Source organism: Phyllobacterium trifolii (genome assembly GCF_014192095.1).
GTDB classification, from domain to species: Bacteria; Pseudomonadota; Alphaproteobacteria; order Rhizobiales; family Rhizobiaceae; genus Phyllobacterium; species Phyllobacterium trifolii.
Genome location: NZ_JACHXN010000017.1, coordinates 76,396 through 101,461 on the forward strand (window position 1 = coordinate 76,396; position 25,066 = coordinate 101,461).

Genomic DNA, 25,066 nt, shown 5'->3' on the forward strand with positions numbered 1-25,066 from the left:
TAGATATTTAAGTCACGACACCGGCGCAATGCTTGCGAGCCGGCGGACGCAACGTTGTCGAAGGTTTTAAATCAAGGAATGGTCACGTCAGTCGAACTTGAAGTACTCAAGCAACTTTCCTTCCGGCTGGGTACCGACATCACACGTACGCAGGGCGCTGGCGGCAATGTGTCGCTAAAGCGCGATGGGATGATGTGGGTCAAGGCGTCGGGAACATGGCTTGCTCATGCACTGGAGCGAGACATCATGGTTCCTGTCGAGACGAAGCCCTTGCTTGAAGCGATTGCTGCACGCGACGAGCGTGCGGAAAAGGCGACCGATTTCATTGTGGATGCGCTGAATCATTCCAATCTGCGTCCTTCGATTGAAACCAGTTTCCATGCTCTTATCCGCCAGCCCGTCGTGGCGCATTTCCATTGCGTCAACACCATTGCGCGCTGCGTGATTGAAAACAGCGAAGCGGAAATAGCGGCTTTGCTGGCTGCTTATGTGCCAGAATTGAGCTGGACCTTGATACCCTATTGCAGACCCGGGATTCCATTGGCGCAGGAAATCGCCAAGGTGGTGGATCGCAAGCCGGACATTCTGGTTCTGCAGAACCATGGCATTATCATTGCAGGCCAATCGGTCGATGAAGTGGATGACCGCATCGAGAAGGTTACAGCTGCCCTTGCCACTTCGCGTCGCCAACCTTCGAAAGCCGATCAGCCGTGGCTGAAACGGGCTGCTGAAGGGAGCGGGTATCGCTTGCCTGACGATCCTCAAATTCATGATTTGGCTATGGATGCTGCTGGAGTCGCATTCGCTCTTGGCGGGACACTTTATCCCGATCACATCATTTTCTTGGGACGAACCATCGGCATCATCAATGACACAATCCCAATCGAAGCCTTGTTGAAGGACAGCGGATCGTCGGGACAACCAGAACCAAAGCTCGTTGTGGCGCCTGGCAAGGGGGTTCTGCTTTTGCGTGATCTGACTGCCGGCGGCGAGACTATGGCGCGCTGCCTGGCGGAAGTCGTCACCCGCATTCCGGAAGGGGCGCAAATTTCCTATTTGAGTGGCGAACAGGAAGCGGAACTGTCAAATTGGGAGGCCGAACAGTATCGCCAGGCCCTCGACCGGGAAACGGCGCGACTATGAATCAGAACCGAGCGATTGCCGTTGGCGTTGATCTTGGCACATCTGGTGTGCGGGTGGCGGCACTTGGCGAGCTCGGCAATATTGTCGGCATGGCGCTGTCATCTTACGGTTCTGCCGAGGAACGTCGAAAACCCGAGGCTTGGTGGCGTCACGTTCGACAATCGTTGAAGCAACTTGCAACAGAAGTTCGCCTGGATGGCGTTCGTGGCATTGCGGTCGATGGGACGTCGGGCTCACTTCTTGCTCTTGATGCGGCTGGTAAGGCTCTGGGTGAGGCGTCGCTTTACAACGATACCTGCAATGACACCGCCATTTTGGCCGCCATCGATGCACATGCACCTCCCGACAGCGCTGCACGCGGCCATACGTCCCCCCTCGCGCGCGCGTTTAGTCTTCAGAAGCTCGGCGGTATCGCGCAAGTGGTGCATCAGGCCGACTGGATAGCAGCTCAAATAGCCGGCGACGGTTTGGTCATCAGTGATGAAAACAACGCCTTGAAGACAGGCTTTGATCTGAATACGCGCTGTTGGCCCGATTGGATGGAGCGCATAGGATTCGATCGCTCTCTGTTGCCGACTGTCTGCCCGGCCGGATCTCCTCTCCGGACTGTTTCTCCCCGTGCAAGAACTGTGGATTTCCCGAAAGATGCCATGCTCTTTGCGGGAACGACGGACGGGTGCGCTTCCTTTCTCGCCACGGGCGCCAAACACCATGGCGAGGCGGTTACGGCACTTGGCTCGACGCTTGTGATCAAAATCGCGTCGCACAGGCCAATCAATGCTCCGGAATATGGCATCTATAGTCACCGCGTACGTGATATGTGGCTGGCTGGCGGTGCTTCCAATACGGGCGGGGCGGTGATCCGAAACTTTTTCGCGGATGACCGCCTTCGCGAACTGAGTGCGGGCATGTCTCCGGATCAGCCAACCGGTCTTGACTACTATCCGCTGATCGAGCCCGGCGAGCGTTTTCCAGTTAACGATCCTGTTATGGCGCCTCGCCTTACGCCGCGTCCGAACGATGATGTCAAATTTTTTCAGGCTATTTTGGAGGGAATAGCCACGGTCGAAAAACAAGGATACGACCGGCTGCACGAGCTCGGCGGCCCGGCCGCGATCTCCGTGCGGACGGTCGGCGGGGGTGCGAAGAACAAAGCCTGGACCCAGATCCGGCACAACAAAATGGACGTGCCCTTTGTTGATAGCTTGTCTGCCGAGGCGGCTGTTGGAACGGCGCGGCTGGTTTTAATGGGACTGCAAACCGCATGAACAACCACGTCACGCTCGAAGACCTGGCGAAGCGCTACGATACCTTCTTTATCGACCAGTTCGGTGTACTGCTTGACGGGGTCAAGGCCTATCCCGGCAGTATAGAGGCGCTGCATTGGCTCAAGTCACGTTCGAAGGAAATCGTCATTCTGTCCAATTCGGGCCGTTCGGGCGCGTACAATACACAGAGGCTGGTTGCACAAGGATTTGACGCGTTGTCGTTCGACCATTTCGTAACATCTGGTGATGTTGCCCGTCATCTCATCACCAGTGGCGCCCTTGTCATTCCCGAACGGGCAGGAACGCGTTGCCTGACAATCTCGATTGCCAATGACAGCACACTTTCCGACAGTCTTGGTTTCATACGCACCGATAGCGGGCATGACGCTGATCTCGTGGTAATCGCAGGCAGTGAGGCCGATCGAGTGCCGATGGAACGATATCGGGACCTTCTCGCACCCGCAGCTGCCCGCAAAACCATGTGCATTTGCACCAATCCCGATATCAGCATGCTGACCGGGAAAGGGCTGGCGCCTGCTGCTGGCGCGATTGCGATGCTGTATGAAGAAATGGGCGGACCGGTCAGGCGTGTCGGTAAGCCGTACCGCGATATCTATGATTATGCTTTGCATATAATCGGACACAAGGACAAAGCGCGGATTGTCGCGATCGGCGACAGCATTGAGCATGATATCGTCGGTGCCAGCCGGTTTGGAATAGCTGCTGCGCTGGTCAGAACTGGCGTTTTGGCCGACACTCCCGTACCGCAGCTCCAGCGTCTGTCGCAGCATCTCAACGTCGATCTGCCTCAGATATTGCCAAACTTCGTTCGTGAAATTGAATCGGGCTGCGTCGATAACAGCTAGCTGTTTCAAATTCAACGTGCGGTCACGAAATGAGGCAGACCGCTTTTCGATCCGATTGAACTTAGTCTGGAACTCCAAACGTCAGCTCCTAAGGCATTGATCAGGACATTTAGGCACAAGCTGAAACTGGCCACTATCGGCATTTTCAAACGAACATTTTCTCGCAGGCTTTGCGATTGAACAAACGTCCGACCGCAGGTGATTGATCCGCTATGAACTTCAGAAACTGGGATCGTGAGAGCTTTTTGCGAAACTTCCAATCATCGTATCCTTCATTTTGCCGCCTTCTCCGCTTCGCGGGTTAACGCACCACAACATTGGCACATTGCGATGCCGTCAGGGGCGGGCGGCAACCATCCCATCTCGTGTGGAATTCGATCGGAACATGGCGGCCGATACCTTTAGTTGACAAACCGGACAACGACGCCAGGCTTCACCATTCCAGCTAGCTCCTCGGCGTCCCAGTTCGTCAGACGAACGCAGCCATGCGACCCGACTTTGTTGATAAGCTCGGGATCAGGCGTTCCATGAATGCCGTAGGTTGGTTCGGTTAGATCGATCCAGACACTTCCGACCGGCCCATTGGGGCCCTTGGAGATGGTGAGGATCTTGTTGTTGTTCCCTTGCTTAAAGTTGACCTTTGGATTGTACCTAAAGACGGGCATCCGCGCGACGCCCTTCACCTTGTGCGTTCCCCCTGGAGAAGGATTGTCCGCGCTGCCAACTGTCGCGGGATATGCCGCTACTATGCCATCGCGATTATCGTAAGCCGTGACCTGCCCGGCCGTCTTGTCGGCTTCGATTCGGGCCACCTTTCCTTGGCGCGGGGGACCCGGCATCGCTACCTGGACTTCCTCCCCAGGGACGAAATCCGAACCTGGATTAAGCGCAGTCAGCAGGTCGATATGCATGTGGAAACGCTCTGAAAGCCTTTCGGCGACGCTGGTGTAACCCAAGCTGGGCATCTTCGCCTTTTCGCCGTAGTCAATGGGAATATGATCGACGAGGCCTTTCGCGTCGTCGGCCGTGACCGTGTAGGTGTCTATGATCGGACCACCCGTTTCCAGCCTGCTGATTACATCGGGGTCGATTGTGCCGTCCGGCGGCACTCCCGTCATCTTTTCGAAACTGGCCACCGCCTTGGTAACGTTCTTTCCATAAATGCCGTCGATCACGCCCGGCGATGTACCCGCGCGGTCGAGGAGAACCTGAAGGCGCACGACCGCAGGATCGGGATCCGCAGACGGTCTGGAAGCGCGCTCCGCCGGGATTGTAGACAGCGATGCAGAATTGATCGCGTCGGGTTTGACCTCTGCGGCTTCAGCGCCGATGATAGAAACCATCAGGAAGATCGTGGACATTCCAACAAAAGTCTTCATGTCAGCTCAAATGGAATTGCGATGAAGATGTTCCGAAAGTAATTGTTCTTCTGTGGTTGCCGCCACATTCCATGACGCCTCTTCATTACCGGCAGTAACGGTAGACGGTTACTGAAGCTGCGCGACAGGAGTGGTGGACATAGTCAGCCCGCTGGATGCGCGATATCCAGGATTCAGGCGATTATGAATCTGTTGGATTTGCAATACTGACTGCACGGAACGTCCGCTGTCGTTAAATCATCTCTTCCGCCTTACGACGGAAAAGCAAAAGTCGACCTAACTGATCTTTCGGCATGTCGACTTTTTGGTACCAATCAAATCGGCCATTATCAGCCTTTTCAAAGGAAGGTTTATTGTCGCATTTTGGATTGAACAGCTTTCCGAATCCGAGGGAGTTGAAAGAATGTCGTTCCTTAGACTTCAAGTCATGACTGTAGCGCCAAGAACGCGGCGTTTCGAACAATTCGTTTGGCATTTTCTGCGCATTGTCACCGTCAGCACCTTATAATCGAACCTTGGAGGAGCCACATGTAGTCCGAACTTTTGATGTGGTTAAACACACAAGTTTTTCCTTTCAGACTCAGATCAATGGAGCGTGTGTCATGCAGCCTTTGGTAAATTTGTCATCGCCGGATGACAGCGGCGCCTGGCCGGCGAAAAGAAGAAAAGTTCTCGACTGGCTGATGATGGATACCCAGAACGAACGTTTCATTGACAACATATTTGTAAAGATGTGCGAGCGGCTACTAGATGCCGGCGTCCCCCTTGGCCGGGCAACGCTCCACTTTGCTATCCAGCATCCCCAATGGTTCGGTGCCCGAATCTTGTGGCATAAGGGGATCACGGAGGCGAAAATCGACACATTTGAACACGGTGTTGAAGAGACTGCAGAATATCTTGAAAGTCCGGTATATGAGATCAGAAGGGGGGCAAGCGAGTTGCGGCAACGTATCGATGACGGTTCCCAGGCCGCCTCGCGCTATCCACTCTGGCGGCAGCTGGGTAACGAGGGCCTTACGGATTATGTTGCGTGGCCGCTGATCCATACTCAGGACAAGCGGCACGTAGTCAGCTTCGTCAGCGACAAGCCGCAAGGATTCAGCCAGGATCACTTGGCCTTGTTTGCTGACGTCCTGCCTGCGCTGGCTCTCGTCAGTGAGATCAGACTCAAGAACCGTTTGGCGCGCACGTTGTTAGAAACCTATGTTGGACCACACGCGAGCGAACAGATACTCGCCGGCGCTACCAGCCGTGGCAGCGGATCGACCGTGGGAGCAGCGATTTTGATCTGCGATCTACGCAATTTCACTGCCATATCGGACGCCTGGCCACGCGACGACGTGATCGAGCTTCTAAATGGCTATTTTGACGCGATGTCCGAGCCCATTGAGAAGCATGGCGGGGAAATTCTCAAATTCATGGGCGACGGACTTCTGGCGATTTTCCCGCTTAGCAATTCCACAGCATGCGCCGATCTTCTCAAGGCGATCAGCGAGGCGCAAACAGCGGTCACCGCATTGAATAAAGAGCATTCTGCAGCGGGGCGCGAACCGCTAGCATACGGCATCGGTGTTCACGTGGGAGATGTAATGTACGGCAATATCGGCTCGCGATCGCGGCTTGACTTCACTGTCATTGGGCCAGCCGTTAACATTGCATCACGCCTCGAGAGTCTTACCAAGGAGATAGGACATTCCGTTCTGCTCTCAGAGGCGTTCGTGAAGTTGGCCGGGATCAAAACCCAGGTAAAGAGCTTGGGGTCCTATACGCTTAAAGGCCTTGAAAAACCAATCGGTGTATTTGGAATTCCCGCTGACCAAAAAGAAAATATTGAAGCTTAGGAGGCGACGAAGTCGAATCCACAGCAGCTTGCCGGTTGTGGCGCGGCCTTCCATGTCGATATGCGCCCGAGCAGCTTCAGCAAGCGCATAGACGCCACCGATCGTCAACTTCAGCGAACCGTTGCTGATCCAGTCGAAAAGCTGTTGCGTATGAGCGCGCAACAGCTCCGCGTGTGGATGTGGTCGAAAAAGGTCGCGTAGCCGATCGCGATACTTCCAGGCAGGCTCATGATGTCCAGCGGACCGGGCCCACCGAGCACCGGCCTGTACCAGCAGAACGTACCGGCGCGACGGAGCGAGGGAGCAAATCGAATGAGGAGCCTGAACCGCCATAGACAACATGAACGCCTTCACCTCCGGTCAGGTAAAGGGCTTCCTCTGCGAAATGTCCCTCGGTATCGACGATGACGTGATCGGCACCCGTCGAGCCGACGGGGCCGGATACAATGCTGACGACAGGCATCGCAGGTCAGAGCATCATCGCCTGGGTCGGACCGCGTTTGCCAGAAAAAGTGGAGAACCTGTCGCCTTTGCTGTCGATCGAGCGAGCGTCGATTTCTTCGATCCTGAAGTACAGTCAAGCATACAGAGTTGATTGCAAAGGTTTTTCATGGCGTTGGGTGGCGCGGTCGTGAAGCCGATCCTCGGATCGAGATCAGACATCGATGGGATAACTTGCGTTCATGCCGCCGCGTCCCATCCATTGCGAATATGGCGGTGGCCTTCACGGTAGACCGCTTCCGGCGTCTCGGAAAGGTCGCGCCAGATCTTCGTCGCGGCGGCAAGGTCCTTTAACGCGCGGCCGAAGGCCTCGATCGTCAACCAGCCGTCGTAGCCACTCGCGCGCAGTGCCCTGAACGTCTGCGCCCAGGAAATGTTGCCGCGACCCGGTACGCCGCGGTCGTTCTCCGAAACGTGGACATGGACGATGCGGTCACTGTTTCGCGTGAATGCGCCGATGGGATCGGCTTCCTCGATATTGCTGTGGAACGTGTCGTACATAGCGCGGATGTTCGGATGCCCGACTGCGTCGACATGGGCCGCAAGGGCGTCCATCGTGTTGAACAAATAGCATTCAAAGCGGTTCAGCGCCTCGAGCCCGATCGTGACGCCGCGCTTTGCTGCGTGATCGCCGATCGCGCGTTGCGAGGAGATCGAGCGCTTGAGTTCCACCGCGCTCGGCCCGCTTCCGGAAAAATGGCCGAGCGTTGAATGCAACGGCCCGCTCAGTATTGGGGCACCGAGCGCATCGCTGCAGTCGATTGCCCATTTCATGTAGTCGATGCCGCGTCTACGGGTGGCGGAGTCGGGGGCAATCAGGTTCATCGAGGGGTCGCCCATGGCGGAAACGGCAGTCCGTTCCAAGCCGATCCGCTCCAGCAGATCCCCCAGCCGGCGGTAGTCGTCTGGCGCGCCCGAAAAGACCGGGATTTCGACGCCGTCAAACCCCGTGTCCTTGATGTCCCGCAACAGTCCTTCATGCTTCCGGCCGACGCTGGTCGTCCAGAGGAACATGCACATGCCGATCTTCACGTGTCCTCCTTTTTGGCGCTATGGGCCCTGCGCGTCGTTTCCAGCGACGCGCAGTTTTTGCTTTATCTGGTAATACCAAATATGAAAATATGGTCAAGCCAATTCGCTGGTTCCGATCGCCCGCAAATCCGCGCAAGAGCAAGAGATTAGCATTAAACGATGGCATAGTAACAGAAATCGCCGTTTTCGACTCCATCTTGCATAGGATGAAAAATTACGCTAGAGCTTTCAAATAACAAGAATTGGCCAAACCAGTTGCTCAAGACAGCCGGTGGGCTGACGAGAGGGTGACCGTCACTGCCGCCGACGGTGCTCGAGCAAGCTGTAAACAGCCTGGGAGGACTTCATGCATCTTTCGACACACAACTGGATGCGGGCGGAACCGCTCGCACTCACGCTGGGGCGGATCAAGAAATATGGTTACGAAAGCATCGAGATATCCGGCGAGCCGGCACAGTACGACGTCAAGGAGACGCGCGCACTGCTGAAAGAATACGGCATCCGCTGCTGGGGCGCCGTCACGCTGACACTCGGGGAACGCAACCTTGCCGCCCGGGACGAAGGCCAACGCGCCAGGTCGGTGGACTATGTCAAGAGCGTCATCACGATGGTCGGCGAACTCGAGGGCGAGATCGTCACCCTCGTACCGGCGACCGTGGGCAAGGTGGTGCCGGATGGGACCGAGGAGGAAGAGTGGACCTGGGTCGTGGAGGCCACCAAGGAATGTTTTGCCCATGCCCGGAAGAAGGGCGTACGCATTGCCGTCGAGCCGCTCAACCGTTTCGAGACCTATTTCTTTAACCGTGCCGCCCAGGCGTTGGCGCTCGCCGATGCCGTCAGCCCCGAATGCGGGGTCTGTCTCGATGCTTTTCATCTGAACATCGAGGAGGAAGACATGTATGAGGCGATCCGGCTCGCCGGAAAGCGCCTGTTCGATTTCCACGTCGCCGACAACAACCGTTTCGCCGCCGGCCTTGGCCAGCTCGACTGGCCAAAGATCATCGGCACGCTTAAAGAGATCGGATATGATGGAGCGGTAACGAACGAGTTCGTCGCTCCGGTCGATCGCACGCCAGCGGCGAAGTACCCGGATATGGTGGAGCGCAACCCCGTCGATATCCCGCCGGAGCAACTGAAGTTCATCCAGGACCACGGCTCAAGCCTGCTCACCGAGAAGTTCTACGATGATCAGATGCGGATAACCGCCGAGACGATCCTGCCGCTGATCAAGTAACCAACGGAAAGGCATTTGCCCTGCGGCCCGCGGGTCGTGAGGGCGAGGGATCCGACACATGCGTATCAAGACCGTAGAGGCCTGGTGGGTGAATATCCCCATAGCGGCGAGCCGCCAACATCGCAGCGATTTTGGCAGGCTGACGACCTTCGATGCTGCGATCCTGCGTATCGAAACGACTGACGGTATCGTCGGCTGGGGAGAGGGGAAGAATGCCGCCGGCAGTGCAGGCACCTATGGCACGCTGGTCCACATGCTGAACCACGAGGTCGCGCCGAAGCTCGTCGGCCGTGACCCTGCCGATATCTCCAGCATATGGGAGATGCTCTACAATGGCGTGCGCCACGAGATGGCGGCGATTTCGGGTCACGCCATGCCCGAGATAGCGCGGCGCGGCCTGTCCATCGCGGCTATCAGCGCGGTCGACATAGCGCTGTGGGACATTCTCGGCAAATCGCTCGGCGTCCCTGTCTGGAAACTGCTGGGTGGTCGCAAGGCGGACAGGTTGCCCACATATGCCTCAGGTGGTTGGGAGAGCGCGGACCGGATCGGCGGACAGCTCCAGTCCTATATCGCGGCCGGCGGTTTCAAATCGGTCAAGATGCGGGTCGGCGCGATGGACCGTGCACCGCATGTCTCGGCGTCGCGGGTGCGGGCGGCCCGCGAGGCGATTGGCCCCGACGTCGACCTTATGGTCGACGCGCACGGCACCTATACGGTTGCCGAAGCGAAGCGCTTCATCCAGATGGTGGCGGATTGCGACCTCGCCTGGTTCGAGGAACCGGTGATCGCCGACGACAAGCCGGGCATGGCGGAGGTGCGCGCGGCGGGGAACGTGCCGATCGCTGCGGGCGAGAGCGAGGCGACACGGTTTGCCTTTCGCGATCTTGCCATCCTGCGGGCGGCCGATATATTTCAGCCCGATCCGGCCTTCTGCGGTGGCATTACGGAGGCGATGCGCATCAGTTCGCTCGCCAGCGCCTTCAACCTCCGTTTCGCACCGCATCTTTGGGCCGGTGCGCCCTGTTTCTTCTCCGGCCTGCACTTATGCGCGGCTTCCCCGGCAAGCTTCGTCATCGAATATTCGCTCGGCGCCAATCCGATGATCCATGATCTTGTCGAGGACACTGTGTCGGTAAAGGATGGTATGATAGAGATTCCTGATAGACCCGGCCTGGGATTCACCATCAATCAGAGGGTCCTGGAGGCCCACGCACAAAGACTGTGACGATGCAAAAAAATTCCCTCCTCTCCGATCTCGCGGCATATCTTTTCTCGACTTCGAGCGGCAACGGCCGCACGCCTTCGGAGCGGGAGCTTGCGGAGCATTTCGGCGTCAGCCGCGGCCAGATCCGCGAGGCGCTGGCGATCCTGGAGGCGATGCGCATCGTCGAGCGCCGCGCCAAGTCGGGAATCTACCTGACGACCACGGAGGCGAGCGTAGAGGCCATGGCACTTTTTGCCCGCGCCGGCGTGCCGCTTGATCCGATCCTGATCTATGAGACCGTGGAACTGCGCAAGATACATGAGATAAAGGCCGCGGAACTCGCCTGCCTGCGGGCGACAGAAGAGAATTACCAGCGCCTGAGCGTCATACTCGCCGCGTCCGAGGCGAAGCTTGCGGCAGGCGAGGGGCTGGCGCGCGAGGACCGGGATTTCCATTTGGAGATCGTCCGAGCCACCAAGAATAGCGTCTTCTATCGCGTGTGCAGCGTCTACTACATGATGGGCGAGCAGCGGCTGCCGATCTATTTTGGCGACGCCGCACGCAGCCGGCTCTCGCATGATGAACATATCCGTATCTACGAGGCGCTGCGTGCCCGCGACGGCAATCTCGCCCAGGCGTTGATGAACGCGCATCTCCAGGGTGCTGAAAGCTATTGGAAGGGTCTCATCGGCGGGCCTGCGGCTGCCGCCGGATAGGCGTAACCGGCGGGGAGGGCCGATGAGCTTTATCTTTTCTACACATCCCCTGCATCCTGCGGCCGAGGCCATGCTTAAGGCTGCGGGTGATCTGCGCGTCGCCTCAGCGCCCGATCCCGAAACGTTGCTGCGAGAAGGGCGGGGTGCCGGCATCGTCGTCGTGCGCGCTCCGATCCCGCCGGCCTTCTTCGAGGACGCGCCGGCGCTTCGTGCTGCGATCCGCCATGGCGCCGGGCTCGACATGGTGCCGATGGATGCGGCGAACCGCGCCGGCGTGCTTGTCGCCAACGTGCCGGCCGTCAATGCGTCGACGGTCGCCGAGCACGTCTTCCTCGTGACGCTGGCCCTGCTTCGGCGCTTCCGCCTGATGGACCGGGAACTGCGACAGAAGGGCTGGGCTGCCGGGCGTGGCCAGTCGGACGGGGCGAGGGACCTTTGCGGCCGCGCCATGGGGATTGTCGGCATGGGCAATGTCGGCAAGGCGATTTTCCGGATCGCGAAGTTCGGTTTCGGCCTGGAGGTGGTCGCCACGAGCCGGTCGCCGGAAAGCGTGCCGGACGGTGCGCGCTTCCTGCCGGTCGACGACCTCGTCGCGATAGCCGACATCGTCGTGCTCTGCTGCCCGCTGACGTCGGAGACGACGGGCCTGCTCAATGCCGGGCGCATCAGCCGCATGAAGCCCGATGCCATTCTGGTCAACGTCGCGCGCGGCCCGGTGATCGATGACGCGGCGCTGATCGAGGCGCTGGGCGAGGGCCGCATCGGCGGAGCCGCGCTCGACGTCTTCGCAACTCAGCCCCTTCCGCTCGACCATCCATACTTCGGCTTCGACAATGTCATCGTCACTCCGCATCTCGCCGGTCTTACCGACGAGAGCATGATGCGCATGGGAACGGGCGCGGCAAGCGAAGTCCTGCGCGTCATGAGGGGCGAACTGCCCGTCAATCTGCGCAATCCCGAAGTGGTCGTGCACTACCGCCGGCGCTTTCCGGCATAGCTGCGGGCCCTTCGCGACATCTTGGACTATGAGCTCAGCCCGCGTGCCGCAGGCTGACGCCGCTTCCGCTGTCGAACAGCACGACCTTCTCCGGATTCCACGAAAAACGCACCGTATCCTCGATCTGCAGCACCGTCTGCGCCGGCACGGTCGCGTGGATGAACTTCTCACCGGTGCGCAGCGTCACGATCTTTTCGACGCCATGGTTCTCAACGTCGTGCACCCGTGCTTCCCCCGGCGCACCGCTGTCGAGGAAGAGGTCCTCGGGGCGGATGCCGAAGGTGAGTGGGCGACCGTCCATGGCGATGCCGTGACCGTAGCCGAACGGCAGCCGGTAGCCCTCGCTGGCCACTGCCTCGCCGCCGGCAAGCGTCCCGGCGATCAGGTTCATCGGCGGTGACCCGACCGCGCGCGCGACGAAGGTGTTGACCGGGTTTCTATAGATTTCCTGCGGCGTACCCATCTGCACGAGTTGGCCGTTGTTCAGCACGCCGATCTTGTCGCCCATCGACATGGCCTCGATCTGGTCGTGTGTGACAAACAGGAAAGTCGCGCCGAGGTTCATCTGCAGGTTTTTCAGCTCGGTCCGCAGCGCCTCGCGCAGCTTCGCGTCGAGCGCCGAAAGCGGTTCGTCCATCAGAAAGACGCGCGGCTTGCGCACGATGGCCCGGCCGATCGAAACGCGCTGCATCTCGCCGCCCGACAGCCGGTCAGTCTTGCGGTCGAGCAGGTGCTCGATGCGCAGGGTTTTCGCAACCCGGTCGACGCGTTCCTTGATCTCCGCTTGTTCGACGCGGCGGATGCGGGATTTCAATGGAAATTCCAGGTTCTCCCGCACCGTATAGCGCGGATAGAGCGAATATTGCTGGAGCACCAGGGCTACATCGCGCTCGGCGGCACCCCAGTCCGCAACGTCCTGCCCGTCGATGAATATCTGCCCTGCCGTCGGCTTTTCGAGACCGGCTATCAGGCGCAGCGTCGTCGTCTTGCCGGCGCCGGTCTGGCCGAGCAGCACGAAGAACTCGCCGTCGGCGATGTCGATGTTCAGGTTTTTCAGCGCCGTGTGGTTGCCGAAGGTCTTGGTGATACCCTTGAGTTCGATGTGTGCCATCAGAGTCTGATCCCGAGCGACGAGCCGGTAGCCGTGTTAAAAAAATGCGCCTGGACGGGGTCGATGCGCGCCCATACAGCTTCACCCGCACCGGGCACGAAACCGCTCTTGGTGCGTGCCCTGATCATCTGGTCGCCGACCTTCAGGTCGACAATGTCGTGCGAGCCGAGCGGCTCGATGATATGCGCCTCGACCGGCATGAAGCCTTCGCGGGCCTGGCGCGAGATCAGAACGCCCTCGGGCCGGACGCCGAGCGTCAGCTTGCCGTTCTCGGCCCTCGCGTCCGAAAGGCGATTGGCAAGGGCAGCCGGAAACTCGAAGCCCTTTGCCTGACCGCCGACCTGCACGCTGGCATGGCCGCCCGTTTCGCTGACGATCGCCTGGGCCATGTTCATCACCGGGCTTCCGACGAACTGGGCGACGAACATGTTGGCGGGGTGCGAGTAGACCTCGTCCGGCGAGCCGACCTGCTGGAGAATGCCCTCATGCATGATGACGATGCGGTCTGCGAGCGACATGGCCTCCACCTGGTCGTGGGTCACGTAGATGGTGGTCGAGCCCTGCTTGATATGCAAACGCTTGATTTCCGCCCGCATCTCTTCGCGTAACTTCGCGTCCAGCGCACCTATCGGCTCGTCCATCAGCATGGCCTTTGGCCGTCGCACGAGCGCACGGCCGATCGCAACACGCTGCATATCGCCGCCCGATAGAGCCGAAGGCTTGCGTGCCAGCAGCCCGGTGATGCGCAGCACGCCGGCGATCTCGCGCACCGACGTATCGACATCGTTCCGGCCCATCCGGGTGGCGCGGAGCGGAAAGGCGATATTCTCGTAGACTGTCATGTGCGGATAGAGCGAGAAAGATTGGAACACCATGGCTATGTCCCGGTCGGATGCCTTGATATGCTGCACCGGCTGACCGTCGATCAGGATGTCGCCTTCATCGATGGTCTCGAGGCCTGCGACGGCACGCAATGTCGTCGTCTTGCCGCAGCCGGATTGACCAAGCAGCACGATGAATTCGTTGTCGGCGATGGCGAGATTAAGGTCCTTGATGACCTGGACGGCACCGAAATATTTCTGGATGCCGCGAAGTTCGATCTGCGTCATGAATGGCTGCCTTCGTCTGGTTGATCGTCCCGCGGGATCTTGGTCGTCACCATGAAGGCGATCAGTCCGACGAGCGTCATCGTCATGCCGTAGCGGTGGAGAAACAGGTTCCAGGGTTGGCAGAGCGCGATGATGCCGAAGATCATCAGGTACTGCGAACCGGGTTCGAGATATTTCTGATTGAGGGCGCGGAAGTTCATTTGCGGATCGCTCCGAAGCTCATACCACGCAGGAGGTGGTTCCTGAGCAGGAAGGTGAAGATGGCGACCGGTAAAAGGAACAGGAACGTGCCGGCGGCTATCACCGTCCAGTCCGGCAGGCCGGAGCCGACCTGGCTCGGGATGAAGGGCGGCGCGGTCTGCGCGCGCCGGTTGGTCATGATCAGCGCAAATGCATATTCGTTCCAGGCCGTGATGAAGCAGAAGACGGCGGTGGCGGCGATGCCGGTGGCGGCTTCCGGGATGACGATCTTGAAGAAGGCCTGCATCCGAGTGTAGCCATCGACGAGTGCCGCCTCTTCATATTCCTTGGGGATTTCGTCGATGAAGCCCTTCATCAGCCAAACTGAAAAGGAGAGATTGAAGGCGGTATAGAGGATGATGAGGCCCCAATGTGTGTCGTTGAGGCCGACGACGCGATACATGAGGAACATCGGGATCGCCACGACGACGGGCGGCAGCATGCGCGTCGAGAGGATGAAGAAGAGAAGGTCCGCCTCTCCCTTCACCCTGAAACGCGAGAAGCCGTAGGCCGTGAAGGTTCCCATGCCAACGGCCAGCACCGTCGACGTGATGGCGACGATCAGCGAGTTCATGAAGCGATTTGGATAGCCGGAGGGCTGCACCTCGCCCCGGCCGGAGCGGACGATCTTCTCGCCGCCGTCGAACACCATGCGCTCCCACCAGGGGGCGGCGGCATATTCTTCCGGGGCCGGCGCTTCGCGCAGTTGCGAGCGCTTGGTGAAGAGCTTCACGAAGGGCGAGATTTCCGGCTCGAAGAGCACGGTCGGCGGAATGGTGGTGGCGAGGTTGCGCGGCTTGAAAGCCGTCGCGGTGATCCAGTAGATTGGCGCCAAGAAGATCAGCGTGATGACCAGTACGGCGGCGATCGCTATCCGGTTTAGCGCGCGTTCAGAGCGGGTTTGGACGGCAGCCATCTCAGCGCTCCTTCACCTTGTTGAGGTACTTGACGTAGATGTTGGTGATGGCGAGCACCATGATGAGCACGATGTAGGCAAGCGCGCAGGAGCGTCCCGTCTGCCATTCCTGGAAGGCCATCTTGTAGAGCCGGATCGAGATCACCTCGGTCGTCGGTTGGCTGGTCAGGATGTAGGCGAGGTCGAAGGTCTTGAAGGCTTCCATGGTACGGAAGATGATCGCGATCATCAGGATCGGCGCCACCAGCGGCAGCGTAATGCGGAAGAAGGTGTAGAACGGCCCCGCCCGGTCGATCGCCGCTGCCTCGTAGAGATGCTTTGGCACGGCCGAGAGGCCGGCAAGCGATAGCAGCATCACGAAGGGCGACCACATCCAGATGTCAGTGATTGCGACCGCATAGAGCGCCATGTCCGGATTTGACAGCCACTCGAAGGAGCCGAGACCGAATGTGTAGTTGATGATGCCGAAGGACGGATCGTAGAGCAGCTTCCAGAAGAGGCCGACCACGGCCATCGAGAGCATCATCGGCAGCAGCAGCAGGGTCGTAAGCAGACCCTTCAGCGGAATGTCGCGGTTGAGCAGCATCGCGGTGCCGAAACCAACGATCACCTGCCCCGTCACAGAGATGATCACATATTTCGCGGTGATAGCGAAGTTCAACCAGATGAAGGGGTCGTTCAGCAGCGCGCGATAGTTCTGCAGGCCGACGAAATTGGCCGGCGCGTTCGACGAGGCACGGAAGTCGGTAAAGGAATAGCCGAGCGAATAGATCAGCGGAAAGATGTTGAAGACGATCAGGAACAGGATCGTCGGAATGATGAACAGATTGCGGATCCGGATGTCGCTCATGCCGCGGGATGCGGACCGCGATTTCGTATCCAGCGATGTCATGACTGCGGTGGCCAATACTTCTCCTCCTCCGAGAGTTCGGCGCCGGATGCCGGAAGAGCATCACGATGCGCGAAGTTAATGTCGGCGCGCCACGCCCGCTCGAACCGCGCACTTCGGCGCAGAGGTGCAGGATGAAAAGGAAGGGGGCAGGGGCCCCCCTCCGCAGGGCGCTACTTGTTGCGTCCGTATTTATCGAAGGTGGCTTTCCAGTCCGCGGCCAGGGAGTCGAGCGCTTCCTTCGCCGTGCCTTGGCCGGCGGTGACGAAGGGATAAATGCGCTGATTCATTTGGATCAGCAGTTCGGCATATTCCGGGGTCGCCCAGAAGTCCTTCACCTTAAACATGGTCTCGTAGAAGGCCTTGTTATAGGGCGTCGCATTCTGGAATTCCGGCGATTCAAGCACCTTGGCGCTTGCCGTGTAGCCCCCGAGTTCGGCCCAGCGCTTCTGGGTCTCGTCCTTGATAAACCATTCGAGGAATTTCATCGCCTCTTCCTGGTTGTCAGAGTAGGAGATGACCGATATGCCCTGGCCGCCAAGCGCTGCGAACTGCTCGCCGCCGGGACCTGCCGGATTGGCAAAGAAGCCGGTAACCTTGGCGTTTGGGTTAGACGCCTCGTTTACCAGTGCCGGGAAGAAGGCGAAGTAGTTCATGCTCATCGCTGCCAGGTTCTCGGTGATCGCCTGGTTGTTCTCGACGAAAAAAGTCTTGGCCCAACCCGGAGGCGTGAAGCCATAGAGCTCGCGATACATCTCGAGCGCCTTGACGTTCTTCTCGGAATTGATGATGCCGTCGACCTTGTAGCTCTGATAGTCGCCGAGTTCGCCGCCATAGGAGAACATCGCGTTCTCAACGCCCATGACGAGGCCGTCATAAGAGTTGTCGGTGTATATCGCTATGCCGTAGCGCTTCTCGCCCGGGCGGTGGAAAAACTCCGCGATGTCACGCATCTCGGCCCATGTCTTCGGCGGGGCGAGGTCGTAACCGTATTTGGCCTTGAACGCTTCCATCTCCTTGGGGTCTTCGAACCAGTCCTTGCGGTAGGACCAGCCGACGGCGTCACCTTCGGCCGGGATCGACCAGTATTTTTTCGAGTTCGACGGATACTCGGCGTAGTATTTCACCGTTGCCGGCGCCATGACTTCGTTCAGTTTGTGCTTGTTGAAGAAGTCGGTGAGATCGACGTAATGTCCGGCTTCTGACGCTGCACCGATCCACTGGCTGTCGCCCACGACCATGTCATAGGCCGAGCCTTTGGCATTGAACTCAGTGAAAGCCTTGGTCTGGAAGTCGGCCCACGGCGTGGTCTCGACAGTGACCTTCACGCCGGTTTGAGCCTCATATTCATTCGCGAGCTCCTGAAGGTAATTTGCCGGGTCCCACTCGGCCCAGAAGATCGTTAGTTCCTGGGCCTGTGCGGATGATCCGCAGGCCCACATCAAGCCGATCCCGGCCAAGAGACCGGTCATAGTTTTGCGCATAACGTTTCCTCCCATTTATGCACGTTTCCCGCTTCATCGCGGGCCTTCCGATCCGGCTTTCCGATCCTCCTGGGTGGTGTTCGTGTGGGGGTTCGCCCCGACCCTTAGCTCCGTTTCAGATCTGAAGCCTGAACTATTTTTCCCTAATCTGGTAGTACCAAATTTCACTATCGTCAAGAGTAACTTTGGCCGGCCTTGCGCCAAAACCCGTCTCAAAATTTTCTATATCGCCCAATATAAAGCGTTCCTTGACGCGTTCTTGCCGGATAAGTCTGATCCGCCATCACCGGTCTTGGTCGACGAACCAAAAAGGATATCGATTAAACTGGTAAAACCAGATATCGCTTCAATGCGAGGGGTCGCCGATGTCATGCCTCGCTCTCCGCCTGCCGTATCGCGGCGTCAACAAGCGCCTTGGCCGCCCATTCGGCAACGGCCTGCGCGCGTGCGGAGGTCAGTCCCCAGATATCTTTCAACACGATCAGCACCTCGACGCCGAAGACAAGCGAGAGCGCCTGTGCGAGGCGTTCGCGGGATTCGGGCGTCACGGTCCCCTGCAGAGGCGCAGTCGCGCACTTCAGCAGATCGACGCGGTGGCCGCGTGTGAACAGCGGCTCATTGCCGAGCGTGCCGGCCTGGCGCTGCACCCACTGGTCCAGCGAAAGCTTCAGCGCCGCCTTGAAGGTAGCCTCGAACTCGTCGATGCGCGGCATCGCGGTCGCCAGCAGATCGGCAACCCGGGTGCGTGCATCGGGACTGTCGGACGACCAGTCGAGTATAGGCCCCAGGGCCTCGCCCACCACGGCATGCACGAGCGCGGCCTGGCTTGGAAAGTAACGGTAGGCCGTTGCGCGCGAAACTTCGGCAGCCTCGGCAACTTCGCTTACCGAGGGAGTAATGCCGGATTGCATGAGCCGTGTTGCGGTATCGAGCATCAGTTTCCGCGTGCGGGCACGCGGGCCCCGCTCGGCGCGACTGGCGGTTTCGTTCTGTTGACGTGAGACAGACATATCTTTATGATACGCTCGTCTCATAAATTTGCAAGGGTCGATGGCCTGGCCCAAACCTTGATATCACTGCGAGGGAATTCACCCGGTCGCGGAGGAGAAATGAAGCGGATTTACGTCGTCGGCACGGCCGATACGAAGGGCGAGGAGCTTGCCTATCTGGCCGCTTGCATCAAGACGGCGGGCGGGAGCGTTGTGCGCGTCGATGTCGGCACACGCGAGCCTGCGACCGAGGTCGATATAAATGCCGAGACGGTTGCGGCCTGCCATCCCGAGGGCGTTGGAGCCGTACTTGCCTGCGACGACCGCGGCAAAGCGGTCGAGGCGATGGGCATTGCCTTCTCCAGCTTCCTCGTTGCGCGCGAGGATATTGCCGGCATCATCGGGATCGGTGGCGGCGGGGGCACTTCGATCATCACCGCGGGCATGCGCCAATTGCGGCTCGGCCTGCCAAAGATCATGGTCTCGACGCTCGCGTCCGGCGACGTCGCTCCCTATGTGGACGTTTCCGACATCGTGATGATGCCATCGGTGACTGACATGGCGGGTCTGAACCGGCTCAGCCGGGTCATTCTGCACAACGCGGCCCAGGCGATCACGGCCATGACCAGCCGGCCCGCTGAGCTGACGGCATCAAAACCGGCCCTCGGGCTTACCATGTTCGGGGTAACGACGTCTGCCGTAACCGCCATGGTCGAGCGCCTCAGGGCGGACTACGACTGCCTGGTTTTCCACGCCACCGGCACGGGCGGGCGTACAATGGAGAAGCTTGCCGACAGCGGGCTTGTCTCGGGCGTGCTCGACATCACGACGACCGAGGTCTGCGACCTGCTTTTCGGCGGCGTCCTGCCTGCCACCCCGGACCGTCTTGGCGCGATTGCTCGCTCGGGCTTGCCCTATGTCGGCTCCGTCGGCGCGCTCGACATGGTGAACTTCTGGGCGCCGGAGACGATCCCGGAGCGCTATGCTGGCCGGCTATTCTACCGCCACAACCCGAACATCACCCTGATGCGCACGACGTCGGCGGAATGTGCGCAGATTGGGCGCTGGATTGGCGAGAAGCTCAATCTTTGCCACGGCCCTGTACGCTTCCTCATTCCCGAGAAAGGTGTCTCGGCCCTCGACGTCGAAGGCGGTGCATTCTTCGATCCGCAAGCCGACGTCGCGCTCTTTGCCGCGCTCGAGGCGACGGTGAAGCCGACGGCGGCTCGACGTATCGTCCGCCTGCCGCTCCATATCAACGACCCGCAATTCGCAGAGGCCGCCGTTGCAGCCTACCGTGACATCGCCAAGCCCTGAAAGACAGAATCGATGCCAGCCATACCTCGCAAAGCCATTCTCGAAAAATTCCACGGCATGATCGCAGCCGGCGTGCCAATTGTCGGCGGCGGCGCCGGTACGGGCATCTCCGCCAAGGCGGAGGAGGCTGGCGGCATCGACCTCATCATTATCTACAACTCGGGGCGCTACCGCATGGCGGGGCGCGGTTCAGCGGCCGGCCTGCTTGCCTATGGCAATGCCAACGAGATCGTGAAGGACATGGCGCTCGAAGTGCTGCCCGTTGTGAAAAAGACGCCGGTGCTTGCCGGCGTCAACGGCACGGATCCCTTCGTGCTGATGCCGCGCTTCCTCGCAGAACTGAAGGCAATGGGCTTTTCCGGCGTCCAGAACTTCCCCACAATCGGCCTGTTCGACGGCCGGATACGGCAGAGTTTCGAGGAGACTGGCATGGGCTACGCTCTGGAGGTCGAGATGATCGCCATGGCCCACGGGCTGGATCTGCTGACGACGCCCTATGTATTCAATGAGAGCGAGGCGACCGCCATGACGGGTGCCGGCGCCGACATCGTCGTGGCGCATATGGGGGTGACGACCGGCGGCACGATAGGCGCAACCTCCGGCAAATCGCTTGATGACTGCGTCTATGAGATCACGGCAATCGCCAAGGCGGCGCGCTCTTTGCGCGACGACGTCATCGTGCTCTGCCACGGCGGCCCGATATCAATGCCGGAGGACGCGCGCTACATCCTGGAGCGTTGCCCTGGCTGCCACGGCTTTTACGGCGCAAGCTCGATGGAGCGCCTGCCGGCCGAGGCGGCGATCCGCAAGCAGACGGAAGATTTCAAGGCGCTCGCCATCGGCCCGGCCGGCTGACGAGAGGCACGGGAGGAGACCATCTCATGGCAAAGACCAACTACTTCAACTATCCGCAGGATGTGACCGCCTTCGGTTTCGACTGGGGCAAACTATCGCTGACGGTGGCGCCGGAGGTCAACGGCGCCGGGCGTTTTTCTGGTGGTGTCGTCGACCTGCCGGGTGGCGAGAGCCATGCCCGCCACAATCACCCGGGTGCGGAGGAAATCATCTTCGTCATCTCCGGCGAGGGCGAACAGATGGTTGAGGACGAGAACGGCAATCCGATCACGGCGAAAGTGGGCCCCGGCTGCACCATTTATGTTCCGGAAAGCCGCTTTCATTCGACGAAGAATACTGGCCATGATCCGATGCAGCTCTTCGTCGTCTATTCGCCGGCGGGGCCGGAGCTTGCGCTTCGCGAGCTGCCGGACTTCCGCCTGTTGCCGCCGGGCTCCTGAAGCCGGGGCCACACATTTTCTGGGAGGAAAACCGTTGAACATCAATCCAGGGGAAACAAGGTCCACCGTGCCGCCGTTCGATACGGCCAAGCTCGACGGGCTCATGGAGGAGGCAGGCATTGATGTCATCGTCGCCACCTCTAAGCACAATACGCAATATCTGATGGGCGGCTACAAGTTCATCTTCTTCGCCGTCATGGATGCGATCGGCCATAGCCGATATCTGCCAATGGTAATCTACGAGAAGGGCGCGCCGGACCACTCGGCCTATGTGGGCAACCGCATGGAGGGCGCAGAGCACCAGAACAATCCGTTCTGGACGCCCGCCGTGCATACGGCAACCTGGGGCACGCTGGATGCCGCCGGGCTCGCCGTCGAGCACCTGAAGAAGATCGGCAAGGCCGGCGGGCGCATCGGCATCGAGCCGGCCTTCCTGCCTTCCGACGCCCGCGATCTTCTTGCCTCGCGGCTGGAGGGCGCGCGGTTCGCCGATGCCACGCATGCTTTGGAGCGGCTGAGGGCCGTCAAGACGCCGGATGAACTGGCAAAGCTGAGGAGCGCCTCCGAACTGATCACCGGCGCGATGCTGGCTACGATCTCGGCGGTCCGCGCGGGCTCGACGAAGAAGCAGATCATCGAGCAACTGCGGCGCGAGGAAACGAACCGCGGCCTGCATTTCGAGTACTGCCTGCTTACGCTGGGATCCAGCCACAACCGCGCAGCCTCGCCGCAGGCCTGGGCCGAGGGCGAGGTGCTGTCGATCGATTCCGGCGGTAACTATCACGGCTATATCGGTGACCTCTGCCGCATGGCTGTGCTCGGTGAGCCGGATGCGGAGCTTGAGGACCTTCTGGCCGAGGTGGCGTCCATCCAGCAGGCGGCTTTCGCCAAGGTGAGGGCAGGGCCTGCGGGCGGTGAAATGATCGAGGCAGCCGAAGCCGTGCTCAAGGCCTCGCCGTCGGCGGCTTTCACCGACTTCTTCTGCCACGGCATGGGCCTCATCAGCCACGAAGCGCCGTTTCTCATGACGAACCACCCCGTCGCCTATGAGGGCATCGATGCCCACCGGCCGCTGGAAGCCGGCATGGTGATCTCGGTCGAGACGACGATGCTTCACCCCAAGCGCGGCTTCATCAAGCTGGAGGATACGCTCGCCATCACCGATACCGGCTATGAGATGTTCGGCGACCGCGGCCGCGGCTGGAATCGCGGCGGCCTTTAGTCGATCGACTTTCGGCATATCGGGGACTCGGCGACCTTCGGAGATCGGGTCGCTTGCGCTCATGGCTCGGCTCAGGTGTGGCGGATCTGCGTTCCCAGCACCTTCAAACATTCGCGGATGAAGGCGGCGAGCGCCGTCCAGCCCTTTGCGGAAACCATCGTGCCATCGACATGGGCCTCGGTCGGAGTGAACACCAGAGAAGTTACCGGCCTTGACACGTCCGTTGCGAGGCTGACCCCAGCCCCGCGATTATTCCGGACAGAGCGGGCGCAACACGTCCTGGGTTGTCGTGATATCAGCTATGAGTTCATCGCGTGCGCGGGCAAAATCCCTGTTTTGAAGCGCCTCGACAATGGCCATGTGTCGCCCGGATGGTTCGGATTCGCCGGTTCTTATCTGCGGCGCCACATGCGTTGATAGCATACGCATGTAAGGACCGAAACGCAGCCACAGCGTTTCGATGAGCTGGATGAGAACGTCCGATCCGGAAGCCCGATAGATGGTAAAGTGGAACTGCTGGTTCTTGGTGATGAGCGCGTAAATATTTTTCTGGCGACCGATTTCCCTTTGTTCGGAAACAATGCCCTTCAGCACATCGAGATCCGCGGACGTCAGGCGGGGAGCTCCAAGTTCGGTCGCCAGAGCTTCGACGGCAATGCGGGCGCGGCAAAGGTCGTCGAGTCTCGCAGCCGTTACTACTGGCACGCGGGCTGAACCATTGGACGCGATTTCGAGGGCATTTTCCGCCGCCAGGCGGCGCAAAGCCTCGCGCACCGGCATGTTGCTTGTGCCGAAGGTTTCAGCCAGACCTGCAATCGTCAGACTTTGAGCCGGATTGAACTGACCATTCATCAAAGCCTGTCGCAATTGCTGGTAGACGCCATCCTGAATCGTGGTGCGCGAAGACACTGGTCCAAAATTCATATCCAACAAGGTGTTTCCTTTTTTCGTTTCGCTCAATCCAGCCCTGGCAGCTTGTGTGACAGGCGTTCATCTGAACACTTATTTAAGAAGTCCAGATAGCGCAAAACATTCGAACATTACAATCTTGCCACAGCGAGCATCCGTGGAGATGCAGATTCCGAAGGGCGCTCCGATTGACGCATTATAGCATTTATGATCAAATGATCACAAATGTAATTTGGGGCGTTGATGTCAGGCTATTTCCTTTATCACTCGATCGGCACGTTTCCAGGCAAGGCGGCGGCTATGAGCAAGGGACTGGCGGCCTTTTCGGAAATATGGTCGGCCGAAAATGACGGACAATGGCCTGCTGCCCTGAATGGGCGCAAACGTTTCATTGATTTATGGAGTGCGCTGATCGATGCACCGGCAGGATCGCTGACCACTACGGAAAATGTCACCACCGCGCTTTACAGTCTGGTCGGCAGCCTGCCAGAAGCGAGCCTTGCCGGGCGCCGCGTTCTCGTCGCGGCGGACTGCTTTCCAAGTCTGCATTTCATGCTCGCCAAGATCGCGCCCCGCTTCAGCTTCGTGCTTGACACAGTCCCCATGAGGCCCGGTGAGAGATGGGTGCGCGAGGAAGACATGATAGCGAGCTGGCAGGACGATGTCGGCGTCGCGCTGCTGACGTTTGTCACCTCGACTGCCTCACATCGTTCCGATATGGCCAGGCTTGTCGAGCATGGCCATCGTATGGGAACCATCGTTGGTGCCGACATTACTCAGGGCGTAGGCGTCGCGCCGTTCTCGGTTGAACACTCCAACGTGGATTTCGTTGTTTCGACATCGCTGAAATGGCTTTGCGGCACGTCCGGCGCCGGCATTCTTCAGCTGAGGCCGGATCTTCTTTCCAGATGTGAACCGGAACTGCGCGGCTGGTTCAGCCAGGAGAATCCTTTCTCGTGGGATCTCGATCGCTTTGCCTACGCACCCGACGCACGTCGTTTCGATCACGGAACGCCCGCTATTCTTGCTTCCGTCGCCTCGCTGCCAGGCCTCGAATGGGTGATCAGCACCGGCGTAGATGCCATTCGTGCACAAAATTTTGCCTTGACCAGCCGTATCATTGAACGATCGCTGGAAAATGGCTGGGTGCTCGGTTCGCCCTTGGATGAACTCGAACGCGGCGGCAGCGTCATGCTTTCGCTACCGGAAAATCTCGATGCCGCGACCGTCGTTTCGGCACTGCGCGAGCAGAAACTCTATTGCGACGCTCGCGGATCGACATTGCGTCTTTCGCCGGGCAGCGTGACGAGCCTTGACGACGTCGATGCACTTTGCGACGCGCTCAAGCAAATGATGGAGTAACTGGCAGGTGCATCTCCTGAGAGGAAGCATGAGATGCGA

24 protein-coding genes and 2 pseudogenes are annotated in these 25,066 nt (G+C 59.4%); 13 read left to right on the forward strand and 13 right to left on the reverse strand.

Going from position 1 to position 25,066, the window contains the following annotated elements; translation table 11 throughout:
* Positions 1-78 precede the first annotated feature (78 nt).
* From FHS21_RS22030 to FHS21_RS22040, 3 genes are read left to right on the forward strand one after another with little or no spacing between them, the layout of a single operon-like run.
* Entirely contained in the window at positions 79-1,143 is a 1,065-nt protein-coding gene (locus FHS21_RS22030) for a class II aldolase/adducin family protein (protein WP_183663969.1), read from the forward strand.
* Positions 1,140-2,411, forward strand: a complete 1,272-nt coding sequence (locus FHS21_RS22035) for an FGGY-family carbohydrate kinase (protein ID WP_112551829.1) — start codon at positions 1,140-1,142, stop codon at positions 2,409-2,411. Before FHS21_RS22030 ends, FHS21_RS22035 begins: the two co-directional genes overlap by 4 nt.
* Positions 2,408-3,277, forward strand: coding sequence for a TIGR01459 family HAD-type hydrolase (locus tag FHS21_RS22040; protein WP_112525360.1), 870 nt, complete (start codon positions 2,408-2,410; stop codon positions 3,275-3,277). The genes FHS21_RS22035 and FHS21_RS22040 overlap by 4 nt, the downstream gene beginning before the upstream one ends.
* A 401-nt stretch (positions 3,278-3,678) precedes the next feature.
* On the opposite strand, the gene FHS21_RS22045 is transcribed toward FHS21_RS22040, so the two are convergent.
* Positions 3,679-4,656, reverse strand: coding sequence for a L,D-transpeptidase family protein (locus FHS21_RS22045; RefSeq protein WP_183663971.1), 978 nt, complete (start codon positions 4,654-4,656; stop codon positions 3,679-3,681).
* Positions 4,657-5,258: 602 nt separating this feature from the next.
* Here FHS21_RS22045 and FHS21_RS22050 point away from each other — a divergent pair.
* A complete protein-coding gene (locus tag FHS21_RS22050) occupies positions 5,259-6,497 on the forward strand; it encodes an adenylate/guanylate cyclase domain-containing protein (RefSeq protein ID WP_183664017.1) in 1,239 nt (412 codons plus the stop codon).
* Positions 6,498-6,581: 84 nt separating this feature from the next.
* Here FHS21_RS22050 and FHS21_RS31590 read toward each other — a convergent pair.
* The 3 genes and pseudogenes from FHS21_RS31590 to FHS21_RS22060 all read right to left on the reverse strand — a co-directional run.
* Positions 6,582-6,839 (reverse strand): annotated as a pseudogene (locus FHS21_RS31590) (hypothetical protein); the annotation flags it as partial.
* A complete protein-coding gene (locus FHS21_RS31595; protein WP_183664023.1) occupies positions 6,724-6,960 on the reverse strand; it encodes a hypothetical protein in 237 nt (78 codons plus the stop codon). The pseudogene FHS21_RS31590 and the gene FHS21_RS31595, both read right to left, overlap by 116 nt.
* 218 nt (positions 6,961-7,178) lie before the next feature.
* Complete coding sequence (locus tag FHS21_RS22060; RefSeq protein ID WP_112525368.1) at positions 7,179-8,030, reverse strand: sugar phosphate isomerase/epimerase family protein; 852 nt, start codon at positions 8,028-8,030, stop codon at positions 7,179-7,181.
* 346 nt (positions 8,031-8,376) lie between these two features.
* Between FHS21_RS22060 and FHS21_RS22065 the strand changes: the two genes are divergently transcribed.
* Genes FHS21_RS22065 through FHS21_RS22080 form a run of 4 tightly spaced genes read left to right on the forward strand, consistent with a single transcriptional unit; the run spans position 8,377 to position 12,184 of the window.
* On the forward strand, positions 8,377-9,264 hold the full coding sequence (locus FHS21_RS22065; RefSeq protein ID WP_183663973.1) for a sugar phosphate isomerase/epimerase family protein: 888 nt from the start codon (positions 8,377-8,379) through the stop codon (positions 9,262-9,264).
* A gap of 58 nt (positions 9,265-9,322) precedes the next feature.
* Positions 9,323-10,492: a mandelate racemase/muconate lactonizing enzyme family protein gene (locus FHS21_RS22070; RefSeq protein ID WP_183663975.1), complete on the forward strand. Its 1,170-nt coding sequence runs from the start codon at positions 9,323-9,325 to the stop codon at positions 10,490-10,492.
* Positions 10,489-11,187 (forward strand): FadR/GntR family transcriptional regulator, encoded by a 699-nt coding sequence (locus tag FHS21_RS22075; protein ID WP_162701801.1) that lies wholly within the window; start codon positions 10,489-10,491, stop codon positions 11,185-11,187. The genes FHS21_RS22070 and FHS21_RS22075 overlap by 4 nt, the downstream gene beginning before the upstream one ends.
* 22 nt (positions 11,188-11,209) lie before the next feature.
* Positions 11,210-12,184 carry an NAD(P)-dependent oxidoreductase gene (locus tag FHS21_RS22080; RefSeq protein ID WP_183663977.1) on the forward strand — a complete coding sequence of 325 codons (975 nt, stop codon included), beginning with the start codon at positions 11,210-11,212 and terminating at the stop codon, positions 12,182-12,184.
* A gap of 34 nt (positions 12,185-12,218) precedes the next feature.
* On the opposite strand, the gene FHS21_RS22085 is transcribed toward FHS21_RS22080, so the two are convergent.
* From FHS21_RS22085 to FHS21_RS22115, 7 genes are all read right to left on the reverse strand, one after another.
* Positions 12,219-13,295: an ABC transporter ATP-binding protein gene (locus FHS21_RS22085; RefSeq protein WP_112525378.1), complete on the reverse strand. Its 1,077-nt coding sequence runs from the start codon at positions 13,293-13,295 to the stop codon at positions 12,219-12,221.
* Positions 13,295-14,404, reverse strand: a complete 1,110-nt coding sequence (locus FHS21_RS22090) for an ABC transporter ATP-binding protein (protein WP_183663979.1) — start codon at positions 14,402-14,404, stop codon at positions 13,295-13,297. Before FHS21_RS22090 ends, FHS21_RS22085 begins: the two co-directional genes overlap by 1 nt.
* Positions 14,401-14,604: a hypothetical protein gene (locus tag FHS21_RS22095; RefSeq protein ID WP_112525382.1), complete on the reverse strand. Its 204-nt coding sequence runs from the start codon at positions 14,602-14,604 to the stop codon at positions 14,401-14,403. The genes FHS21_RS22090 and FHS21_RS22095 overlap by 4 nt, the downstream gene beginning before the upstream one ends.
* Positions 14,601-15,560, reverse strand: a complete 960-nt coding sequence (locus tag FHS21_RS22100) for a carbohydrate ABC transporter permease (protein ID WP_112525384.1) — start codon at positions 15,558-15,560, stop codon at positions 14,601-14,603. Before FHS21_RS22100 ends, FHS21_RS22095 begins: the two co-directional genes overlap by 4 nt.
* Before the next feature lies 1 nt (position 15,561).
* Positions 15,562-16,467, reverse strand: coding sequence for a carbohydrate ABC transporter permease (locus FHS21_RS22105; RefSeq protein WP_112525386.1), 906 nt, complete (start codon positions 16,465-16,467; stop codon positions 15,562-15,564).
* A gap of 155 nt (positions 16,468-16,622) precedes the next feature.
* The gene (locus FHS21_RS22110) at positions 16,623-17,933 is read right to left on the reverse strand and encodes an ABC transporter substrate-binding protein (protein WP_112525388.1); all 1,311 of its coding nucleotides are present in this window, start codon (positions 17,931-17,933) and stop codon (positions 16,623-16,625) included.
* A 368-nt stretch (positions 17,934-18,301) separates the two neighbouring features.
* Positions 18,302-18,943: a TetR/AcrR family transcriptional regulator gene (locus FHS21_RS22115; RefSeq protein ID WP_162701802.1), complete on the reverse strand. Its 642-nt coding sequence runs from the start codon at positions 18,941-18,943 to the stop codon at positions 18,302-18,304.
* A gap of 99 nt (positions 18,944-19,042) precedes the next feature.
* Here FHS21_RS22115 and FHS21_RS22120 point away from each other — a divergent pair, with 99 nt between their 5' ends.
* Genes FHS21_RS22120 through FHS21_RS22135 form a run of 4 tightly spaced genes read left to right on the forward strand, consistent with a single transcriptional unit; the run spans position 19,043 to position 22,756 of the window.
* On the forward strand, positions 19,043-20,239 hold the full coding sequence (locus tag FHS21_RS22120) for a Tm-1-like ATP-binding domain-containing protein (protein WP_112525392.1): 1,197 nt from the start codon (positions 19,043-19,045) through the stop codon (positions 20,237-20,239).
* Between the two features lie 12 nt (positions 20,240-20,251).
* Entirely contained in the window at positions 20,252-21,094 is an 843-nt protein-coding gene (locus FHS21_RS22125) for a phosphoenolpyruvate hydrolase family protein (RefSeq protein ID WP_112551827.1), read from the forward strand.
* A gap of 26 nt (positions 21,095-21,120) precedes the next feature.
* The gene (locus FHS21_RS22130) at positions 21,121-21,534 is read left to right on the forward strand and encodes a cupin domain-containing protein (RefSeq protein ID WP_183663981.1); all 414 of its coding nucleotides are present in this window, start codon (positions 21,121-21,123) and stop codon (positions 21,532-21,534) included.
* Between the two features lie 34 nt (positions 21,535-21,568).
* Positions 21,569-22,756 (forward strand): M24 family metallopeptidase, encoded by a 1,188-nt coding sequence (locus FHS21_RS22135; RefSeq protein ID WP_183663983.1) that lies wholly within the window; start codon positions 21,569-21,571, stop codon positions 22,754-22,756.
* Positions 22,757-22,827: 71 nt separating this feature from the next.
* Here the strand turns inward: FHS21_RS22135 and FHS21_RS22140 are convergent.
* Together FHS21_RS22140 and FHS21_RS22145 are read right to left on the reverse strand one after the other, a co-directional pair.
* Positions 22,828-22,944, reverse strand: a pseudogene (locus FHS21_RS22140) (protease); the annotation flags it as partial.
* 61 nt (positions 22,945-23,005) lie between these two features.
* On the reverse strand, positions 23,006-23,680 hold the full coding sequence (locus FHS21_RS22145) for a GntR family transcriptional regulator (protein WP_112525400.1): 675 nt from the start codon (positions 23,678-23,680) through the stop codon (positions 23,006-23,008).
* A 228-nt stretch (positions 23,681-23,908) separates the two neighbouring features.
* Here FHS21_RS22145 and FHS21_RS22150 point away from each other — a divergent pair, with 228 nt between their 5' ends.
* Complete coding sequence (locus tag FHS21_RS22150) at positions 23,909-25,027, forward strand: aminotransferase class V-fold PLP-dependent enzyme (protein ID WP_183663985.1); 1,119 nt, start codon at positions 23,909-23,911, stop codon at positions 25,025-25,027.
* The last annotated feature ends 39 nt before the right edge of the window (positions 25,028-25,066 follow it).